The 17,749-nt window shown below is 66.5% G+C and carries 17 protein-coding genes; 10 read left to right on the top strand and 7 right to left on the bottom strand.

Annotation, left to right across the window (positions count from 1 at the left end; translation table 11 throughout):
* Nucleotides 1-34: 34 nt before the first annotated feature.
* From C0V75_RS20290 to C0V75_RS20260, 8 genes are read left to right on the top strand one after another with little or no spacing between them, the layout of a single operon-like run.
* The gene (locus tag C0V75_RS20290) at nucleotides 35-1,294 is read left to right on the top strand and encodes a polysaccharide biosynthesis/export family protein (protein ID WP_101922812.1); all 1,260 of its coding nucleotides are present in this window, start codon (nucleotides 35-37) and stop codon (nucleotides 1,292-1,294) included.
* Nucleotides 1,291-1,476, top strand: a complete 186-nt coding sequence (locus tag C0V75_RS23370) for a hypothetical protein (RefSeq protein WP_143710472.1) — start codon at nucleotides 1,291-1,293, stop codon at nucleotides 1,474-1,476. The genes C0V75_RS20290 and C0V75_RS23370 overlap by 4 nt, the downstream gene beginning before the upstream one ends.
* Complete coding sequence (locus C0V75_RS20285) at nucleotides 1,469-2,797, top strand: glycosyltransferase (RefSeq protein WP_101922811.1); 1,329 nt, start codon at nucleotides 1,469-1,471, stop codon at nucleotides 2,795-2,797. The genes C0V75_RS23370 and C0V75_RS20285 overlap by 8 nt, the downstream gene beginning before the upstream one ends.
* Nucleotides 2,794-3,978 carry a glycosyl transferase gene (locus tag C0V75_RS20280; RefSeq protein ID WP_101922810.1) on the top strand — a complete coding sequence of 395 codons (1,185 nt, stop codon included), beginning with the start codon at nucleotides 2,794-2,796 and terminating at the stop codon, nucleotides 3,976-3,978. Before C0V75_RS20285 ends, C0V75_RS20280 begins: the two co-directional genes overlap by 4 nt.
* Nucleotides 3,975-5,060: a glycosyltransferase family 2 protein gene (locus tag C0V75_RS20275; RefSeq protein WP_101922809.1), complete on the top strand. Its 1,086-nt coding sequence runs from the start codon at nucleotides 3,975-3,977 to the stop codon at nucleotides 5,058-5,060. The genes C0V75_RS20280 and C0V75_RS20275 overlap by 4 nt, the downstream gene beginning before the upstream one ends.
* An 11-nt stretch (nucleotides 5,061-5,071) precedes the next feature.
* Nucleotides 5,072-7,396: a GNVR domain-containing protein gene (locus C0V75_RS20270; protein ID WP_256377173.1), complete on the top strand. Its 2,325-nt coding sequence runs from the start codon at nucleotides 5,072-5,074 to the stop codon at nucleotides 7,394-7,396.
* Nucleotides 7,371-8,195: a family 16 glycosylhydrolase gene (locus tag C0V75_RS20265; RefSeq protein ID WP_158241899.1), complete on the top strand. Its 825-nt coding sequence runs from the start codon at nucleotides 7,371-7,373 to the stop codon at nucleotides 8,193-8,195. The genes C0V75_RS20270 and C0V75_RS20265 overlap by 26 nt, the downstream gene beginning before the upstream one ends.
* A gap of 1 nt (nucleotide 8,196) precedes the next feature.
* Complete coding sequence (locus tag C0V75_RS20260) at nucleotides 8,197-9,441, top strand: O-antigen ligase (RefSeq protein WP_101922806.1); 1,245 nt, start codon at nucleotides 8,197-8,199, stop codon at nucleotides 9,439-9,441.
* A gap of 83 nt (nucleotides 9,442-9,524) precedes the next feature.
* Here C0V75_RS20260 and C0V75_RS20255 read toward each other — a convergent pair whose 3' ends face one another.
* Nucleotides 9,525-9,806, bottom strand: coding sequence for a hypothetical protein (locus C0V75_RS20255; RefSeq protein ID WP_101922805.1), 282 nt, complete (start codon nucleotides 9,804-9,806; stop codon nucleotides 9,525-9,527).
* A gap of 251 nt (nucleotides 9,807-10,057) precedes the next feature.
* Between C0V75_RS20255 and C0V75_RS20250 the strand changes: the two genes are divergently transcribed.
* Entirely contained in the window at nucleotides 10,058-11,002 is a 945-nt protein-coding gene (locus C0V75_RS20250) for a glycosyltransferase family 2 protein (protein ID WP_101922804.1), read from the top strand.
* Nucleotides 11,003-11,079: 77 nt separating this feature from the next.
* Nucleotides 11,080-11,835 carry a polysaccharide deacetylase family protein gene (locus tag C0V75_RS20245; protein WP_101922803.1) on the top strand — a complete coding sequence of 252 codons (756 nt, stop codon included), beginning with the start codon at nucleotides 11,080-11,082 and terminating at the stop codon, nucleotides 11,833-11,835.
* Here the strand turns inward: C0V75_RS20245 and C0V75_RS20240 are convergent.
* From C0V75_RS20240 to C0V75_RS20215, 6 genes are read right to left on the bottom strand one after another with little or no spacing between them, the layout of a single operon-like run.
* A complete protein-coding gene (locus tag C0V75_RS20240) occupies nucleotides 11,814-12,416 on the bottom strand; it encodes a TetR/AcrR family transcriptional regulator (RefSeq protein ID WP_143710470.1) in 603 nt (200 codons plus the stop codon). The two genes, C0V75_RS20245 and C0V75_RS20240, sit on opposite strands and share 22 nt — an antisense overlap.
* A gap of 55 nt (nucleotides 12,417-12,471) precedes the next feature.
* Nucleotides 12,472-14,022: an ABC transporter substrate-binding protein gene (locus C0V75_RS20235; RefSeq protein WP_101922801.1), complete on the bottom strand. Its 1,551-nt coding sequence runs from the start codon at nucleotides 14,020-14,022 to the stop codon at nucleotides 12,472-12,474.
* Nucleotides 14,003-14,995 (bottom strand): ABC transporter ATP-binding protein, encoded by a 993-nt coding sequence (locus C0V75_RS20230; RefSeq protein WP_101922800.1) that lies wholly within the window; start codon nucleotides 14,993-14,995, stop codon nucleotides 14,003-14,005. Before C0V75_RS20230 ends, C0V75_RS20235 begins: the two co-directional genes overlap by 20 nt.
* Nucleotides 14,992-15,942, bottom strand: a complete 951-nt coding sequence (locus C0V75_RS20225; RefSeq protein WP_101922799.1) for an ABC transporter ATP-binding protein — start codon at nucleotides 15,940-15,942, stop codon at nucleotides 14,992-14,994. Before C0V75_RS20225 ends, C0V75_RS20230 begins: the two co-directional genes overlap by 4 nt.
* Nucleotides 15,939-16,814 (bottom strand): ABC transporter permease, encoded by an 876-nt coding sequence (locus C0V75_RS20220; protein ID WP_101922798.1) that lies wholly within the window; start codon nucleotides 16,812-16,814, stop codon nucleotides 15,939-15,941. Before C0V75_RS20220 ends, C0V75_RS20225 begins: the two co-directional genes overlap by 4 nt.
* Nucleotides 16,798-17,748: an ABC transporter permease gene (locus C0V75_RS20215; protein ID WP_101922797.1), complete on the bottom strand. Its 951-nt coding sequence runs from the start codon at nucleotides 17,746-17,748 to the stop codon at nucleotides 16,798-16,800. The genes C0V75_RS20220 and C0V75_RS20215 overlap by 17 nt, the downstream gene beginning before the upstream one ends.
* Between the last annotated feature and the right edge of the window lies 1 nt (nucleotide 17,749).

The following is a 17,749-nucleotide window of genomic DNA, read 5'->3' as shown; positions in this document are numbered from 1 at the left end:
CCGTTAACGAAGTTGTAGCAAGGGAACCGGGCGGATGCCGCTGCGCAAATGGATTGTTGGTGCATTCTTTGGTCTGGGACTTCTGCCCGGCACCCTCTGGGCAGAAGACTACAGTATCGCACCTGGCGACGTGCTCAGCCTCCGCGTCATCGAATGGGACCCGATCGAAAACGGCGCGGTGGAGTGGGAGGCGCTGCGGTCCGATCTGCTGGTGGATGCGCAGGGCATGATCAGCGTGCCCTTCCTCGGGCAGATCGCCGCCAACGGCTTCTCCGCAGCCGATCTCTCGGCGGTCATCTCCGACGGGCTGAAGGAACGGCTGGCGGTCGCCTCCTCCCTCGATGCCCAGGTGCAGGTGGCGACCTATCGGCCGATCTTCATCACAGGCTCCGTCCGCTCTCCCGGCGAATATCCCTTCCGCCCCGGCGCCACCGCGGCGCAGCTTGTCGCCCAGGCGGGCGGCGGCTCGCTGCTTCAGGGCGGCATCATCGACCCGCGTGACATCTTGACACGCGAAGGCGACATGCAGGTCCTCCGGCTCGAAGCGGAACGCCTCGCCATCCGCCGCGCAATGCTTCAGGCGGCCATCGAAGGGCTGGACGAAATCGTTGTTCCCGAACGGCAGGACGGCACCGCCTGGCCCACCGACCTGATCCAGAGCGAAAACGAAGTGCTCCGCCTCCGCAAGGAACGCCGCGGCCGCGAACTCGCGGCGCTCGACAACCAGATCGTCCTTCTCGGCAACGAGATCGAGGCGCTGATCGGCCGCTCCCAGGCGCTCGAACGGCTGGTCGAAAGCTCGCGCCGCGAAAAGGAGAACACCCAGACCCTCGCAGATCGCGGCCTTGCTGTCGATGCGCGCGTGACCGAAAGCGAACAGGCCCTCGCCCTCGCCGAGGCACAGCTTCTGGACGTCTCCACCGCCATGCTCCGCGCCCGCCAGGCCGTCACCCAGGCCGAGGCCGAAAAACTCGCCCTGCGCGACCGCGAACTGATCGAAGACACGCGCGAACTTCAGCAGGTGGAACAGGAGCTCAAGCGCGTCCTGACCACGCTGGACACGCAGCAGAATATCGCGGGCGTCGAAACCGGCCTCGTGCTGGGCGATGCCACGGACGACGCCGAAACCACGATGCCCGAACCGATCGTGACCATCCTGCGCGGCCAGGGCGAAAACGCCGTCCGCCTGTCGGGCCTCGAAACGCCACTCGCCCCGGGCGATGTGGTGACAGTCACCCTGCCCCGTTCGGCAACCCGCTGGTTCAGCACCCAGAGCGGCACCGCGAGCCAATGACGCAGATCGCCGACAATACTGCTTCCGGCAGCCCTGCCGCTGCGCCCGCATTGCAGCGGCACGCGGCGACAGCCGCCCGTGGTCGGCGCCCCACACTGGGCCTCACCTTCCCGCGCGCGCTGTCGGGCTGCAAGACCGCAGTGTTGCCCCGGATCGCCGCAACGGAGGCCGCCCATGACTGACGGGCCTCCTCCCCCGCTTCCCGGCAGTCCCGTCACGGTATCGCCTCCCGCGGGCCTCGTCTCGGTCATCATGGCAAACCGGAACGGCGCGCTCTACCTCGAACGCGCCATGCGCTCGGTGCTGGACCAGACCCATCGCCAGCTTGAACTCATCGTCAGCGATGACGGGTCCACCGACAGCAGCCGCGACATCATCCGCCGTCTGGCCGCCACCGATGCCCGTGTCCAACTCATCGAGTCGCCCGTCGGAACCAGCGCCGGCGCCGCGCGCAACCGGGCCATCGCAAAGTCCAAGGGCGACTGGATCGCCATCTGCGATTCCGATGACATCCTCCACCCGGAACGGCTGGAACGCCTGCTCAGGGCCGCCTCCGCCCTCGATACGGATATCGTCGCCGACGATCTGATCTATTTCGGCGAAGACCCGCTCGAACGTCACCTTACGCTGCTCCAGAGCCTGAACCTGCAAGCACCGCAGGAGATCGACCCCCTCGTCCTGATCACCTGCCGCCTGCTCGGCCAGTCGGACCTGTCCTTCGGCTATCTCAAGCCGCTGATCCGCAGCTCCGCCCTCCGCACGATCCGCTACAACGAAGACCTGCGCGTTGACGAGGACTACGATCTCTACCTCCGGCTCATGATCGCGGGTCACAGGTTCATGGTCATCCCTGACGGCCTCTATCTCTACCGCAGGCATCCCAAATCCACCTCCCACCGCGCCAGCACCGCCAGCCTGGAACGCATGGTGAAGGTGCAGACGGATTTCATCCGCACCCTCCCGCAGGGCAGCGAAAAGCTCGCAGAAGCCATCTCTGCGCGGTGCCGCAGCCACCTGCGGGAACTGCACTACACCCGCTTGCTCGACGCGCTGAAGCAACGGCAATGGCTGCTGGCAATCGGGCGGCTGATCCGTCACCCGCAGCATGTCCTGTCGCTCTGGCAAAGCCTGTCCGAACGTTTCCGCCGCAAGCAGCTCAACGAAAGCCTCGTGCGGGGACATCTGAACCTTGTGCTCTGCGCCAAGGGCCGCGCCGCCGATTACGACGTGCCGGGCTTCACCACCTTCGAAGTGCCCGAATACACCGAAGCGCCCTGGTCGCCCTCGGCCGCGCCGATCTGGGCCAAGCTCTCGCAACTGGCCTGCGAAAACGATCTCTACATCCTCGCGGCAGACCGGGCCGGCGCCTTCGCCCTCGGCCTCGTGCCCGAATATGTCTCTGCGGAGCTTCAGGTTCCGCAACCGGCCACCCGCATCCTCGCCCCCGAGCCGGACGGCCCGACCATCATGATGTCCCTCCGCAGGGCGCAGGGGGGGCTATGACACGCATCCTCTATCTCGCCCATGACCTGGACGATGCGGCGATCTGGCGCCGCACAAGCATGCTGCGCGCGGGCGGGGCCAGCGTCGATCTCGCCGGGTTCCAGCGTTCGACCGCGCCGCTGCGGGAACCGGCCACCGTTCTGGGCCAGACCCATAACGGAAAATTCCTCCATCGCGCGCTCAGCGCCCTGCGATCCCGGATGCAGGCCGACGCACTCGCCCGTGGTCCTGCGCCCGATGTCATCATCGCCCGCAACCTCGAAATGCTGCCGCTCGCGCGCCGCATCAAAAGACGTTTCGGCGCCAATCCCCCGCGCCTGGTCTACGAGGTGCTCGACATCCATCGCCTGCTGATCGGGCCCGGCCTGCTGCCATCGGCGCTCCGGCTGGTGGAACGTCACCTCTGCCGCGACGTGGACAAGGTTCTGATCTCCTCCCCCCGCTTCGATCAGGAACATTTTCGCCGCCACGGACAGACCAGCGCCCCCAGAGTCCTCGTAGAAAACAAGGTCTGGAATCCGAATGCGACGGACCTCGCGCCTCAGGTCATCCGCCGCAGCCGCCGGCCCGGTGATCCCATCGTGATCGGCTGGTTCGGCATCCTGCGCTGCGCCGCCTCGCTCCGGCTTCTCGATACCCTCTGCCGCGAGGCAAACGGCCGGGTCCGGCTCGTCCTGCGCGGGCGTCCCGCCCTCGATGTCCTGCCCGATTTCCAGCAGGTCGTTCAGGCCAACCCCAACATCACGTTCATGGGGAGCTACCGCTACCCCGAAGACCTTCCCGGCATCTATGGCGAAGTCGATATCGCCTGGCTGGTCGATCGCTACGAAGCCGGCGCCAATTCCGACTGGCTTCTCCCGAACAGGCTCTATGAAAGCTGCGCACACGGGGCCATTCCGCTCGCGCTGCATGGCACCGAAACCGCAGCCGATCTGAAACGCCGCGGCCTCGGTCTGGTCACGCCGGACCTGAAGCCCGAAACCCTGGCCGCCCTGCTCGCCGGGCTGGATGACACCACGCTGGCCGCCGCCCGCGCCGCCATCGCCGCGACGGATCCCGCCGACTGGCGCTGCACACGCGACGAATGCATCCGTCTCGTCGCCCAACTGGCGGATGCGCGACCCAGCTCGCATCAGTCGGCCCTTCCCGCCCTCGCCGAACCCGCGGAGAATGCCGGATGACCGCCCTCTCTTCCCAATTCGGCACGCAGGGCACCGGTCAGGTCGCAACCGCCGCAGAAACCGGCGGCATCGCCATCCTCATCCCCACCCTGAACGAGGCGCGGCACATTCTCGGCGTGATCAAGGCCCTTGCCGGCAGCGCAGATCGGCTTGGCGCGCAGATCGTGGTGATCGACGGCGGCTCGACCGACGGCACCGTCGATCTGGTGCGGGCCGAAGCCGCCCGTCGCCCCGGCCTCACGCTTCTGCACAACCCGAAACGCCTGCAATCGGCGGCCATCAACCTTGCCATCGAACGCTTCGGCGACAGGCTCGACTGGATCATCCGCGTCGATGCCCATGCAGACTACCCCGAAGACTACTGCGACGTCCTCCTCGCCGAAGCGCAGCGGACCGGCGCAGACAGCGTCGTCGTCCGGATGCACGCCACCGGGACCGGCCCCCTCCAGACCCAGATCGCCGCCGCCCAGAACTCGCTGTTCGGCAATGGCGGCTCCGCCCATCGGGGCGCAGGCGAGGGGCGCTTCGTTGATCACGGCCACCACGCCCTGATGCGCGTCGCAGCCTTCCGCGCCGTCGGCGGCTATGACGAAAGCTTCAGCCACAACGAAGATGCCGAACTCGACCAGCGCCTCGGCAAGCAGGGCTTCCGCATCTGGCTCACTGCGGCGACGCGCATGATCTATTTCCCGCGCAACACCCTGCGCGGACTGGCAAAACAGTATTACCGCTTCGGTCGCGGCCGCATGGCCACCGCCCGCAAACACCCCGGCAGCCTGCACAAACGCCATGCGATCCTGATCAGCCTCGCGCCACTTCTGCTGCTTGCGGCGCTCTCGCCCCTATACCCCCTGCTTGCTCTACCGTTCAGCCTATGGCTGGCGGCCTGTCTTGCAGCCGGTCTGGCGACAGCCCTCCGCGCGCGCTCCCCCGGCATCGCCCTCTGCGGCGTTCCGGGTGCTGTGATGCAGATGTCCTGGTCGCTGGGCTTCTGGAGCGGGCTTCTGCTGGGTCGCCGCGCAAGCGGCACCGGATCTGGTCCCGGATCAAGACAGGGCGCGATGACGGGTCATGGAGGATAAAGCGATTGCTCGTGCGTTTTAATGATAGTGACTCTTCGATCACCCCGGGTCAGCCTCGGGCGCTCGGCTCGTCTCAAAAGGGCATCTCGATCAACTTCCGCTTCATCCTGGCGGCATTGATCCGACAGCGCATGATCCTTGGCGCGTCCATGGGCGTGGCCATCGTCCTGGGCCTGCTCCACGCCATGACCGCACCGCGCGTCTATACCGCCGCGACACAGGTGCTGATCGGCAGTGATGTCGCCGGGCTTTCCAACGGGTTCAACCGCCCGGCCGACATCGCCCAGAACGAGGTGATGCTCGAAAGCGCGCTGCGCGTCCTGCAATCGCAGACCCTCGCCCTCGCCGTGGTGAACGAGCTCAACCTGCACCAGAACGAATCCTTCCTCAATCCGGGCGCATCCCTGCCAAGCCGCGCGATCCAGACGGTCCGCTCGGTGATCTCCGCGATAATCCCTGGCGGTTCGGACCCCGAAACCGAAACCGACCCTGCCGCCGCCGATCTGCGCCAGCGGATGGAAGCGGCCGAGGACCTGCGCGGAAGCATCGAAGTCCGGCGCGAAGGGCGCAGCTCGGTCTTCCTGCTGCGCTACACCTCCTCCGACCCGGCCCTCGTCGCCGCCGTGGTGAACGCCTATGGCGAAGCCTTCGTCGCCGATCAGCTTATCGGCAATGTCGAAGCCTCCGCCCGCGTGCTCGACTGGCTGCAACAGCGCCTCTTCGTCATCCAGGAAAACTCCACCAAGGCCGCCCTCCGGGCCGAGGAATTCCGCGCCCGCAGCGGTCTGGAAACGATCGAAGGCGAACCGATCACCGTCCAGATGATCGCCCAGCTCAAGGCCGATGTGGCCGATGCGACGGTCGAACTGGCCCGCCTGCGCGCGATGAGCAGCGTCTATGACGACCTTCGTCAGCAGGATCTCGATCAATTCGTCCAATCCGGCGCCGCCGGGGCCCGCATTCCTGATGCCGAGTTTTCGGCCGGTCAGGAACGGCTCCTCACCCTCCAGCAGCGTCTGGACGAGGCCGAACGTCGCTACGGCCCCGATCATGTCGAAGTCACCCAGCTGCGCGAACGCATCGCCATGGAAGGCCGCGCCCTCCAGCGCGAGATGCAGCGCCTCCATGACACCACCCTGAACGCCACCCGCGCGCTGGAAACCGAAATCTCCATGCTCAACAGCAGCATCGAAGAGATTTCGGACGAAAACCTCGATCTCGCCACCTCGCGCGTGGAACTGCGCGCGCTGGAAAAGCAGGCCGAAATCTACGAGGCGCTGAACGAAACCTATCTCCTCCGCCTCAAGGACCTGGAACAGACCCAGACCTTCCCCGTCACCAATGTCCGCGTCCTGTCGATGGCCGAAGTGCCGAAAGACCCGATCGCTCCGCGCAAGAAGATGATCCTTGCCGCCATGATGGTGATGGGGGCAGGGGTCGGCGTCGCCCTCGCGCTCTGGCGCGAACGCATCGAACGCGTCATCCGCACGCGCGAGGAATTGCAGCAGATCAGCGGGCTCCCCTTCCTCGGCTACCTGCCGATGCTGGAACCCGCCGAAATGGATGGCCCGACCGAACCCGACGCCACCCGCAAGGCCTCCCGCAGCACCACCGAACCGCGCAAGGGCTTCAAGCACGGCTTCGCCGCGCTCAAGAACCCCCGCTCCCAGTTCACCGAAGTCCTCCGCAACATCCGGATCGCCGTCGACTCCTCCGCTGATGGCAAGTCGGGCCAGGTCTTCGGCATCGTCTCCATCCGGCCGGGCGAGGGCAAGACGACCATCTCCAAGAACCTCGCCGCCGTCGCCGCCGTGGCAGGCCGCTCGGTCCTGCTGATCGACGCCGATGTCCGCACCGCCTCGCTCAGCCGCGGCCTGCTGCAATCCATGGGCGCCGGCCTCAGCGAAATGCTCAACGGTCGCGCCGTCTGGGAGGCGACGCTGCGCCGCGAGATGAACACCGGCATCCACTTCCTTCCCTTCACCTCCGGGGCGGGCGATGCCAATGCCGGCGATCTTCTGGGGATGCCCGAGTTCCGCACCCTCATCGCCGAAGCCCGGCGCCGCTATGATCTCACGATCATCGACCTCGCTCCGCTCGGCCCGGTCTCGGATGCGCGGGCGCTGGTTCCGGCGCTGGATGGTCTGGTGATGGTGCTGGAATGGGGCAAGGTCTCTCCCGACACGCTGACCGAAACGCTCTCCGTTGACCCCGCCCTTCACGAAAAGCTTATCGGCATCGCATTGAACAAGACCGATATGTCGGCTCTGGCGAAGTACAGTCGCACAGAACCATCAGAAGGGTATTATGATGCATATGGCCAACAAGACGCCTGAGCCGATGGCACCGGCACTGAAATCGGCCTCGCTGCGGATCGGCCTTCTCGGGATGCTGCTCGCCTGCACGGCGGGCGGCGCTTCCGCATCCGATCCCGTCGGCACCACCTTCCGCGAAGATTTCCTGACCTTCGATCCGTCCCGCTGGTACATTTCCGACGGCTGGAGCAATGGCGACCACCAGAATTGCCAGTGGTCCTCCACCGCTGTTCAGCACTTGCCGGGCCGGGTGATCCTCGAATTCCTCGAAGATCCCACGCCGACGCACAAATACCGCTGCGGCGAAATCCAGACCACGGCCCGCTTCGGCTACGGCACCTTCGAAGCCAAGATCAAGACCGATGACGGAAGCGGCCTCAACGCCGCCTTCTTCACCTATATCGGCCCCGTCCATGGCGAACGCCATGACGAGATCGACTTCGAGATGCTCACCGCCAATGTCAACGAGGTGACGATCAACACCTATGTGGACGGCAAGCCGCATCACGGCGATGTCCACCCCGTGGCGGAACCCACGAATGAACGGTTCTACCTCTACTCCTTCCACTGGGAACCCGGCCGCCTGCGCTGGTATGTGGACGGAGAGCTGATCAAGGACGTGCAGGATCCCGTCCTGCCGGAACGCCCGCAGAAAATCTATTTCAGCCTCTGGGGAACCGAAACACTGAACGACTGGATGGGTCCCTTCGATCCGCCCACCCGGCCCAAGCAGATGGAAATCGACTGGGTCGCCTTCACGGCTCTGGGCGAACCCTGCCAGTTCGAGGATTCGGTCCTCTGCAAGATCGCGACGGAATGAGATGAACACAGCGGTTCAGCATCGGGGAGACGGCACCGCCTCCGGATCGGGCATCAACATCTGCCCGAACACGGTGCTGAGCTTCCTCATCCTGACATCGCTCATCTTCGTCTCGCTCTTCGGTCGCAACAGCGTGCTGATCTTCCTCGGTGCAGGTCTCGTGCTGCTGCTGCGCCGCCCGGAAATGGCAAAGGAGGAGATCCGCCTCTTCTGGTGGCTCTACCTCCTGCCTGTCTGGTGCATGGTCAGCCTGCTCTGGTCGGATCACCCCGACCTGTCGCTCCGGCACGGCCTTCAGCTTGCGATCACCTTCATGATCGCCATCACCGTCGCCAGCCGCCTGTCACCCATCGTCTTCCTCCGCGTGCTCTTCGCGGCGCTGATGCTGGCGGGATTGGCCAGCCTCGCCTTCGGCAACGTCCGGGAAGACGGCATCTGGCTCGGAATCTTCGACAGCAAGAACTACTACGCCTTCACCATGGTCGCGCTCGTGCTCTCTTCGCTGGCCCTGCTGATCGACCGGCGCGAAACCCTCTTCTGGCGGCTCTCCGGCGCGACCGGCACCGCGCTCGGCCTGCCGCAGATCGTCAAGGCCGAGTCGATCGGGGCCGTCATCGCGGTGATTTTCGTCCTGTCGGCGGCCATGGTCATCCTGGCCACCCAGGCCTTCGCCCCGGCCCGGCGGTTGAAGGTGCTCGGAATCTTCACGGGCCTCGCCCTGCTTTCCGTGCTCACCTCGATCTATTTCATGGACCAGATCCTCGCCATCGTGATCGAACTGACCGGCAAGGACCCGTCACTGACGGGCCGGACGGATCTCTGGCTCTATGCGACCAATGAAATTGCGCGCAACCCGCTTATCGGCACCGGCTACCGGGCCTTCTGGGTAGAGGGCAATCCTCTGGCAGAACAGATCTGGGCCGAATTCTACATCGCCTCGAAATCCGGCTTCAACTTCCACAACATGTTCCTGTCGAACGCCGTGGATGTCGGCCTGATCGGTGTGGCCATCAGCCTCAGCCTGCTGATCCCGGCCTTCGTGCTCTGCATCGGCTGGTCGCTCAAGGTCGGCGGTGCGCCCGCGCTCTTCTGTTTCATGGCGGCCACCTTCGTCATCGTCCTGTCGATGGTCGAAGTGCCGGTCTTCTTCGAATTCAACGCCCTGACGGTGATCGTGCTTGCATCGCTGGTCTATGGCCTGCGGGCCGCCCGCGAACTGCCGCCGCTTCTCGGCCAAGCCGCATGAGGCCGGCCATCATGCGCAATGAAACAGGATCGGTTTCGCAAATCCCTGCCGCCCACAGCGCCCCGCGCCCGGACGTGTCGCCCTCAGACGTTCGGGCCGGATGTCGGCTTCACGGCCGTATCGGACAGATCGCCCTGCCGCGAGAAGACGGATGTCGCGCCGCCATCCTGCCAGCAGCCATACTCCCCCTGCCCCGAAAAACGGGCCATCGCCACCAGCAGCGCAACATAGAGAAGCTGCGCAACCATCATGGTCGCGAACCACATCATCACCGCCCCGAGCAGCGTGCCGCCAAGGGTCAAAGTGGCGATGGAAACCGCGGTTGCGGTTGCAAACATCCCGACGAGGAAGGAAGAAAGCTTCATTGGCGACTCATGTTCTCTTTCGCAAACGCGCGGTCATCTGCAAGGCACGGTCTTTTCCATCGGTCTCAAAGACAGGTTATCCACCGCTTCCCCACGCGGCAATCACTACGCCCAAACTGTGGCAGAATTGAGCCCAACCCCGACCTAAGAATGTTTTTATTGCCGAATATCAACGGCTACCGGGACGTTCCGACGGGCCGAAACCGCCCCGAAGCCCCCCGATCCGCCCGTTTCAAGGGGTCTGCACCGCGATGAAAGACGCCACCGCCACAGAATCACCCGCCACCACCCGGCTGGTCGCCATCGGAATCTGCACCTTCCGGCGGCCCATCCTGACCCGCACGCTGCAAAGCCTCGCCGGACAGACTCCCGGCCCCGGTTTCCGCTGCTGCATCATCGTGGCCGACAATGACGATCAACCCTCGGCCCGGACCGTGGTCGAAGGGGCTGCCGCCGATCTGCCCTTCCCCGTCCGCTATGTCCACGCCCCGGCCCGCAATATCTCCATCGCCCGCAACGCGCTCCTGGAAGAGGCCACCGCCCTCGGTGCCGACTTCCTCGCCATGATCGACGATGATGAAATCGCCTCTCCCGACTGGGCCGCAAACCTCGTCTCCACGATCACCCGCAGCGGCGCCGATGCCGTGCTCGGCCCGGTCCTCGCCCTCTACCGCCCCGAGGCCCCGGCTTGGCTGCACAAGGCCCGCATCCATGATGTCACGCCGGTCTTCCTCTCCGATGGCCGCATCCATACCGGCTATACCGGCAACCTCATCCTCCGGCTGGACAGTCCCCCCGTCCGCGGCCGCCGCTTCGATCTGGCCTTCGGCCGCACCGGGGGCGAGGATGACGTCTTCCTCAGCGGCCTCGTCCGCGACGGGGGGCGGATCGAATACGCCCCCGAGGCCATCGCCAGCGAAGATATCCCCGCCCCGCGCGAAAAGCTCGGTTTCCTGATGCGCCGCAGCTTCCGCTCGGGCCAGACCTTCGGCCGCATCAACGCGCCGAAATCCCTGCCGGGCCGTGTCCTCATGGCGCTGAAGGCCGTCGCGAAGATCGTCTTCCTCGCGCTCTCCGCCGCCGTCACCGCCCCCTCCCCCGCGCGTCGCAACCGCGCGCTGATGCGCGCCTCGCTCCATGCCGGGGTCTGCTCGCAACTCTTCGGGCGCAAGATCCTCGAACTCTACAACTCCTGACGGACCGGAAGCCCAGGCGATGACGCATGCACTCCCCACGCCCCGACCGATCCCCGCAATAACCCGCGGGGTCCGCCATGCGTAAACCTTCCCTCGCCGGGCGGGTCTCCTTCGCTGCCGCCACGCGCTGGACGCCCCGCCCCCTCGCCGCACAGCCGCCCCGCGGCTTCCTCAGCATAACCTTCGATGACGTCCCGCGCTCCGCCTGGCTCGAAGGCGGCGCCATCCTCGCCCGCCACGGCCTGCGCGGCACCTATTACCTCAGCGGCGACCTCTGCGGGAAAACCTTCGAAGGCCGCGAACAGTATCACCTGGAGGATGTGGCCGACATCGCCGCCGCCGGGCACGAGATCGGCTCCCACCTATTCCACCACCTCAGCACCCTCACCCTCAGCCGCAGCCGGATGCAGGAGGAAATCACCGCCAACGACGCCTTCCTCGCCCGGCTTCTCGGCCCGTCCTTCCGCCCGCGCAGCTTCGCCTACCCCTATGGCGAAGTTTCCCTCACCGCCAAGAACCTCTGCCGCCGCCACTTCGCCACCTCGCGCAGCGTGCAGGGCGGCCTGAACGGCGCCGGGGCCGATCGCGACCAGCTTCGCATCCTTGCCATCGACAACCTCTTCGCCGCCGATACCGACTGGACCACCGTCTTCCGCACTGTCGCGCGCGAAAACCTCTGGGCCATCATCCTCGCCCATGGCATCGACGGCGCCGATCACCCCTTCAGTTGCCCGCCCGCCCGGCTCGATGGCGCCATCCGCCACGCGCTCGATGCCGGCCTGACCATCCTCCCGGTGGCCGAGGTGATGGATCACCTCGCCGCGCCGACCTGATCCCCGATATGCGGGCGCAGAAAGGCCCAGCAGGCCGCCCGCGCCTTTTCCTCCGACAAAAGCGCCGGCTCCACGCAGCGCTGCACCCCGAACCCGTCCACCAGGCAGATGAAGGCCGTCGCCACCGTCTCGGCGTCGATCTCGCGCCCATTCGCCTGCGCCGCCTCCTCCAGCGCCGTCATGATCGCCGCGCGGTAATCGCCATAAAGCGCGCGATGCGTGTCGCGCAGCACCGGATTGTTGGCAATCTCCCCCCACAGCGTCAGCCAGATATTCACCACCTCGCGGTCGAACAGCGCGGGCGACACCAGCGCCTCCACCATCGCCTCGATCCGTGACAGGCCGGGGCGCGGTTCCTCCATCACCGCCAGCCAGTCGCGATACATCCGCGTGTAAACCGCCACCAGCAACCCATCCATCGACCCGAAATGATGGGTAATCAGGCCGCGCGACACCCCGGCCTCGGCCACCACCTTGTCCACCGTGAAATCGCGGATGCCACCCCGCGCGATGCAGGCGCAGGCGGCATCCTCCAGAAGCGCCCGCCGCTCCTCGGCCGAGAGGCGGGCCTTCCGTCGCATCGTCTCGGCCAAGCGCGGCCCTCCCTTTGCCGGGCCTGCCCCGGTGATGCCCCGGTCAGACCTTGCGGAAGGCTACCGGGTCCGGGTGGCCGTCGGCAAGGATCACCGGCACAAGGTTCGCGTCATGGATCGCCAGATAGGGCTCGAAACAGATGAAGATGAACCCGCCCGACTCCTCCATCAGGTCCTCCATCCGGTTGAACATCGCCCGCCGCTTCTCTGTGTCCTGCTCGGTCATCGACGCCTGATACAGCTCCTCATATTCCGCGCTGTCGAAGAAGGACCAGTTGTAAACCCCGATCTGATCGGGGCGGAACCAGACAAGGTTCTCCGTCGGGTCGATCCCACCGGCAAAGTTCATCAGCACCAGTTCGACGGATTTGTATCCCTCCCCCGCCGTCTTGTCGCCAAGCGCCCAATAGGCCGCCTCTTCCGTCGGCTGGATGTTCACCGTGATCCCGGCTTCCGCCAGATTCGCCTGGATGATCTGGGCGATGGTCTGGCTCGTGCCGTCGGTCAGGGCATAGAGGTTCAGCTCCAACCCCTCCGCCCCCGCCTCGGCCAGCAATTCCTGCGCCTTGGCCACATCCCGCGTGGCGATCAGGTTCGACGCCCGCGCATAGCCCGATGTCGGCGGCACCACACCCGTGGACCGCGCCACCAGCCCGTCATAGGCCCCAGCCAGCACCGCCTCCCCGTCATAGGCGTATTGGATCGCCTGCCGCACGCGGATATCTTTCAACGGCTCTGCATTCATGTTGATGGTCAGCCAGGCATAGCGGGTCGAGGCCGCCTCGATCAGCGTCGCCCCCTCCGGCATCGCCCCCTTCAGTTGCGCCGCCGCCCCCACCGCCACGCGGGTAAAGTCGAAGGCATCCGCCTCATAGGCCAGTTGCGCCGCCTGGTCGTCGGTGACGATGTAGAACTCCACCCGGCCAAAGGCGGGCTTCTCCCCCGTCCAATCCGGGTTGGCGACCAGCGTCACCTTCTGGTTCTGCTCCCAGGACTCCATCAGGTAAGGCCCGCATTGCGCCGGGATTTCGGTCGTATAGCTGCCCCCCGCCGCCTCCACCGCCTTCTGACAGACGATATGCCCGCCGTAATAGGGCAGCGCGATCACCATGAAGGGCGCGAAGGCCTCGGTCAGGTGGATGATGCCGTTGCGGTCATCAATGACCTCCACCTCCTTCAGCTTCTCGAACTGATAGGCCCAGGCGCTCTCCGACCCTGCGATCCGCTCGAAGGAGAATTTCACATCCGCCGCCGTCACCGGGCCGAAATCCCCCGTCCATGCCAGCCCCTCGCGCAGCGTGAAGGCCAGCCGCGTGCCGTCCAGCCATTCGATCTTCTCCGCCGCCCAGGGCCGCACCGGGTTCCCCTCGCGCATGTCGCCCAGACGCACCAGCGTCACATTGGTGCAGCGCGGGATGATGTCGTCCAACTCGCCGATGATCCCGAACGGGTCCAGCACCTGGAAATCCGCGCCCACCCGCAGGCGCAACGTGTCGCCCTCCGCCGCCCAGGCAAAGCGCGGCATCGCCGCCGCCGCCGCCAGACCCATCCCTGCGGCCTTCAGGAAGCCGCGCCTATCGGTGTTCCACTGCATGTTGTTCTCCCTGTTGGTCTTTGTTTTGATCGGCAAAATGGCACCTCGCCTGCCGCCCCGCCCCGATGGGGGCAAGCGTCGGGGCAGTGGTCCGGCACATCTCGCGCGCCATGGGGCAGCGCGTATGGAACTCGCATCCCGACGGCCGCCGCAGCACCGACGGCACCTCGCCCCTTATGGCCAGGTCCATCCGGCGCTGCCGCGGGTCCGGCCTCGGCTCGGCGGCAATCAGGCTCGCGGTATAGGGATGGGCCGGCGCGGCAAAGACCTGCGCCGTCGGCCCCTCCTCCACCACCCGCCCCAGATAAAGGACGACCACCCGGTCGGCCACATGCCGCACCAGCGCCAGGTTGTGGGTGATGATCAGATAGGCCAACCCCATCTCGGCCCGCAGGTCCGCCATCAGGTTCAACACCTCGGCCTGCACCGAAACATCCAGCCCCGCCGTCGGTTCATCCGCGATCACCAGCCGGGGTTTCAGGGCCAGCGCCCGCGCCACCCCCACCCGCCGCGCCTGCCCGCCCGACAATTCATGCGGATAGCGCCGCGCCATGGCCGGCGGCAGCCCGACCTTGGCCAGCAACTCCCGCGCCATCCCCTCGGGGTCGGGCAAGGCCACGCCATGGATGCGGAACGGCTCCGTCACCAGATACCCCACCGTCAGCCGCGGCGACAGCGACGCCGTCGCATCCTGGAACATCATCGCCGCATCACGGCGCAGCCGCGCATGTCCCGCCGCCCCCTCCACCGCCTGCCCGTCCAGCGCGATGCTCCCGCCCGACACGGCCTGCAACCCCATCACCGCCCGCGCCAGCGTCGTCTTGCCCGACCCGCTCTCCCCCACCAGCGCCACGCTCTCCCCGCGCCCCACCGACAGGCTCACATCCATCAGGATCGGCAGCCGCGCCCGCGACAGGAACCCGCCCAGGGGCAAGGCCACCGACATCCGCGAAAGCTCCAGCACCGCGCTCATGCCGCGCTCCTGTGGCACAGCACCGACCGCCCCGCCCCCCGATGCCGCGGCACCGGCGCCCCGCACCCCGCCTCCGCCATCCCGCAGCGCGCCGCGAAGGCGCATCCTGCGGGCAGCGCCGTCAGGTCGGGAATGCGCCCCCCGATGGTCGGCAGATGCCCGCTCCCCGGCATCACCACCGCCGGATCGCAGGACAGAAGCGCCCGCGTATAGGGATGGCGCGGATCGTGGAACAGCGCATCCACCCCCGCCTCCTCCACCACCTCGCCCGCATACATCACCGCCACCCGGTCGCAGAGTTCCGCGATCACCCCCAGATGATGCGTCACCACGACAATCGCCCCGTCGAAACTCGTCCGCAGGTCGCGCAGCAGATGGATGATCTGCGCCTCCATCGTCACGTCCAGCGCCGTCGTCGGCTCATCCGCGATCAGGACATCGGGCTGCATCAGCAGCGCCGCCGCAATCGCCACCCGCTGCCGCATCCCGCCTGAAAGCTCATGCGGATAGCGCCCAAGACACCGCCCCGGATCGGGAATCCCCACCCGCTCCAGCATCCCGGCAATCTCCGCCGCCCCCTTCCCCCCGCCATGCGCGCCCACGAAATCCGCCAGTTGCCGCCCGATGGTCAGCACCGGGTTGAAGGCCGTCATCGGGTCCTGGAACACCATCGCGATCCGCTGCCCCCGCAGCCGCCGCTGCTCTTCCCCCGGCAGGCGCAGCATGTCCGTCCCGTTCAGCCGGATCGCCCCCGCCGCCACCTCCGCCCCCTGCGGCAAAAGCCCGATCATCGCCGCCGCCAGCGTGGACTTGCCGCAGCCGCTCTCCCCCATGATCCCCAGCACCTCGCCCCGGCCCACCGAAAGCGACACGTCCCGCACCGCCTGCAACCGCCCCCCCGGCACGCGGTAACTGACCGACAGCCCCTCCACCGACAGCACGCTCATCCCCAGCGCCTCCCGGCCCCGCGCGGGTCCAGCACATCGCGCAGCCCCTCGCCCAGAAAGGTGAAACCCAGCGTCGCCAGCACCAGCGGCACCCCCGCCACGATCACCACATGCGGCGCCTGCCGCAGGGCGTTATAGCCTTCCGACAGGATGTTCCCCCAGGAAGGCGACGGCGGCTTCACGCCCAGGTTCAGGTAACTCAGCCCCGCCTCCAGCATGATGACCACCGGAATATCCATGCAGATCAGGATGACCAGCGGCCCCACCACATTCGGCAGCAGATGGCGAAAGATGATCCGCCCCGCCCCCGCCCCCATCGCCCGCTCCGCCAGGATGAAATCCGCCCCCGAAAGGGCCAGCGTCTGCGTCCGGATCAGCCGCGCATAGGCGGGGAATGACACCAGCACGATCACGATGATCAGCGTCGTCGTCCCCGGCCCCAGCACCGTGATCACCGCCAGCGCGAAAAAGATCATCGGCAGCGACGACATGCTGTCAAAGATCAGCACCAGCACCGAATCCAGCCAGCGCGGCCCATAGCCCGCGATCAACCCCAGCACCAACCCGATGGCCCCCGCGATCAGGACAGAGGTGATGGCGATCCCCAGCGCCAGCCTTGCCCCCCAGATGATCCGCGACAGCAGATCCCGCCCCAGATGATCCGTCCCCGCCCAATGCGCGGCGGAAGGCGGCTGGAACTTCGCCTTCACATCCAGCGCGATGGGATCATAGGGCGCGACCCAGGGCGCCAGCAGCGCCATCAGCAGGAACACCACCACCAGCACCAGCCCCGCCAGCCCCATCGGATCGGCCAGCAGCGCCCGCCCGATCCCCCGCCGTCCCGGCACCGTTCCCTCAACCGCGGAGGACATCGCGCACCCTCGGATCAAGCCGCGCGATCAACAGATCGGCAGCGGTGACGACCAGCAGGTAAAAGCCGGTCATGAACAGCACGGTTCCCATCACCACGGGATAATTCCGCTTCTCCACCGCCCCGGTGATCAGCGTGCCGATGCCAGGCCGTGAAAACACGCTCTCCACAAAGACCGCGCTCGACAGGATCGACCCGAATCCCACGGCCAGAATGGAAATCGTCGGCACGATGGCCACGCGCAGCGCATGGCGGAACACGATATCCCGCTCGCGCATCCCGAAGGCCCGCGCCGTGCGGATATGCGGCGCCTCCATCACCTCCAGCATCGACGCCCGGATCAACCGCGCCAGATAGCCCACCCAGCCGATCCCCACCGCAAGGGCCGGCAGGATCAAGGCCCGCACCTGGCTCCAGAAATCCCCCGCCTCCCCCGCCCCGATGGCAGGCAGCCAGTTCAGCCAGACCGCAAAGACGATCAGCGCATAGATCGCCACCACGAAGGACGGCACGGAAATCACGCTCACCGACAGCACGCCCAGCAACCGGTCCGCCCATGTGTCCCGCCAGACCACCGCCGCACAGCCCAGAACGATGCCCATCACCAGCGCCCAACCCAGCGCCACGACCCCCAGGATCAGCGTATTGGGAAACACCTCCAGGATCTGCTCCAGCACCGGCCGCTTCGACCAGACGTCGATCCCCAGATCGCCGCGCAGCACATTGCCGAAGAAATACAAAATCTGCGTCAATATCGGCTGGTCCAGCCCCATCCGCTCGCGCAGCGCCTCCTTCAGTTCCGGCGTGGCCCGCGGCCCCAGCGCCAGCGATGCCGGGTCACCCGGCACCAGAAACACCATGCCATACATGGCCGTCATGACCACGATCAGGATCAGGACCGAAAGCCCCAGTCGCCGGATCGCATAGGCCAGCATC

The sequence above is a fragment of the Tabrizicola sp. TH137 genome (assembly GCF_002855575.1).
Taxonomy (GTDB): domain Bacteria; phylum Pseudomonadota; class Alphaproteobacteria; order Rhodobacterales; family Rhodobacteraceae; genus Paragemmobacter.
The sequence above is the reverse complement of the archived record's forward strand: the minus strand, read 5'-3'. Positions and strand labels throughout refer to the sequence as shown.